Genomic DNA, 1,159 nt, shown 5'->3' with positions numbered 1-1,159 from the left:
GCGGGGGCCGCCCCGCCGGGGGCAGCGGGGGGCGTGCCGCCCGGCGCGGCCGGGGCCGCCGCCGGTTGCGGCCGGCAGGCATCCGTCAGCAGGGTCACCGGCAGGCTGTTGCCGCGCAGGAATTCCGCCAGGCTGTCCGCCTTCTGGGCGTAGCTGATCGTCACCGGCATGCGGTCCGAGGAGCGGCCGAAGGTGTTCACCCCCACCACCCGGCCGCAGCCATCCACCAGCGGCCCGCCGGAGGAGCCGGGCGAGATCTGCGCCGAATGCGGCAGCGCCTGCAGGCCGGAGGGGAAGGGCTGCACCGCGTTGATCCGCCCATCGGACAGGATGGGCTGCAGGTTCGCCACCGCCGAGGCATCGCCGCGGATGATGCCCTGATAGGCCGCATCGGCGGAGGAGACGAGGGCGGGGAAGCCCGCCGCGATCACCTCATCCAGCCGCGCCGCGGCGCTGGTCAGCGCGAGGGGCTGCACCTGCTGCGCCGGCACGCGCAGCACGGCGAAATCCGGGTTGCCCACCTCGGAATCCGGCGTCCCCACCTGAAGCTGCGCCGGCACCACCCGGCCGAGGGCGCGGTTGGCGACGGTGATCTCCCCGCCCGATTCCACCACATGCCGGTTGGTGACGATCAGCTCCGGCGTGATGAAGAAGCCGGAGCCGGTGCCGGTGGCCTCCGCGCCGCGGACGATGACGAGCACCACCGCCTGGTCCAGCAGATCGGCCAGCCGGCCCTCGAAGCGCGGCGCATTCGGCGCCGGCGGCGGCAGGGCGGCGGGCGGCACCGGCGCGGCGCGGTCGGGGCCGAGCCGCGGCTCGCCCGGCGTCGCCAGGCACATATTGCCTTGCAGCGCACCACGCGCATCCGCGATGCGGCGCTCCAGCGCCTCGTTCTGCTGGCGCTGCAGGTCGATGGCGCGGCGCAGCTCGGCATCGTCCTGCACCACGCGCGCGACATTGTTCCGTGCCGCGAGCTGCTCCTGCACGATGCGCGCGCCGATCCAGATGCCGAGGGCGAGGAAGATGGCGGCGATGGCGATGCCGGCGGGCAGCAGGAAGCGGTTGCCGGGATTGCCGGGCGGCGGCGCCGGGCGCGGCGGCGGCACGGCAGCGGCCGAAGCGGTGGCGGAAGCTGCCGGCGCGGCGGCGGGCGGCGGCA

1 protein-coding gene is annotated in these 1,159 nt (G+C 75.6%); it reads right to left on the bottom strand.

Features of this window, described 5'->3' with window-relative positions:
• The coding region (locus tag NJ376_RS28465) for a S1 family peptidase (protein WP_252956717.1) at positions 1–1,159 on the bottom strand (1,159 nt) is incomplete at both ends.

Origin of the sequence: Siccirubricoccus soli (assembly GCF_024178315.1) — a bacterium.
Lineage (GTDB): Bacteria > Pseudomonadota > Alphaproteobacteria > Acetobacterales > Acetobacteraceae > Siccirubricoccus > Siccirubricoccus soli.
Note: the sequence above shows the minus strand (reverse complement) of the source record. Positions and strands in the feature narration are given on the sequence as shown.